Genomic DNA, 1,196 nt, shown 5'->3' on the forward strand with positions numbered 1-1,196 from the left:
CGGGTCGCGACCTGGCCACCGTCATACACCCACATGTTCACGGCAGTGTTCTCGCCGTTCACGACACCGACGAACTTTCCAGCACCATCCGTTTGGATTCGTGGTGCGTAACCGCTCGCACTGAGAACTACACCGCTGTATCCACCCGGCACCTCAATCACCAGCGTGCCGGTCATCGTGTCGCCAGCCTTGTTGACAGCGTATCCCTTTACCCAATCCTTCGACGCATACGCGGAGAGCTGGCTCGCAAATGCGAGCAGGCCGAGATCGTTCGAGTCGACCGTCACGCTAAGGCCAGAGCCATCCTTCGCCCAACCGATCTTCACCGCATTCTGTCCCTGGCCTGCGCCCGTACCTTGCTGCACGGGCACGTAGTCGAGCTTGGGCTGATAGTTGGCGCTGGCATCTCTAACGATCTTCTGGACCGCCTTGAGGATTTGCTTGTTGTCGGTGGGATCGAGCTTCATGCCGACGCTTTCGGGAACGGCCGCCAACTCTTCCTGGACGGTTTGCATGTATTGCCGTGTGACGACCGTTCCCTTGATTCCTTGCGAAGGATCGCCCGCATGCCAGTTGCCGTCCGGTGTGTTGATTCGCTGCATGGTTACTCTTCCTGGTAGATGAAGTAGACGAACGTGTCGGCCGGCTTCAGGTCTTGGAACACGGATTCGAGAATGGGGTCGGCGAACGTCAGCAGCGGCTCGCCAACCGCGCTCTCATCGACGCGAAAGTAGATTTCGAGCGAAGGCGAACCGTGTACGATCACGCCCCATTCGTAGACGATATCTTCGATCCAGATCGCCTCGCCGATCCTGCCTTCGTCGACACGGAACGGGTCCGGCTCGATGATCTCGATTCGATAGCCGAGCGCGGCCGCGAGGCGCGTGAAATACGGAATCGACATGCCGCCAGTCTCGTTGACCTTCGCAACGACGGTCGACACGCGCTGCTGCAACGTGGCATCAACGGCCGGTGTGATGCCGCACACGCGTTCCCAATCCGGCAGAAGCTGTTGCGCGAAGAACGGCGTGATGCCGTTCACGATCGTGTCGGCGTCGGCGAGCGCACGATCGAGCGCTTTCCCGTCGGCCGTCAGCTCTGCCGCGAGACGCGGCTCGCGAGCGTCGTATGAGACAGGCGGGAGAAAACGCCCGAGCAACTCGGCGTGTTCGTTCATACCATCGGCCTCAACGTCA

Annotated in this window: 1 protein-coding gene and 1 pseudogene; both read right to left on the reverse strand. The window is 60.4% G+C overall.

All coding sequences use genetic code 11. The features are described from left to right. Positions 1 to 602, reverse strand: a pseudogene (locus WS46_RS21190) (hypothetical protein); the annotation flags it as partial. A gap of 2 nt (positions 603 to 604) precedes the next feature. After that, the coding region (locus WS46_RS21195) for a YmfQ family protein (RefSeq protein WP_257130024.1) at positions 605 to 1,196 on the reverse strand (592 nt) is incomplete at its 5' end.

This window comes from Burkholderia sp. RF4-BP95 (assembly GCF_001521985.1).
Classification (GTDB): Bacteria; Pseudomonadota; Gammaproteobacteria; order Burkholderiales; family Burkholderiaceae; genus Burkholderia; species Burkholderia diffusa.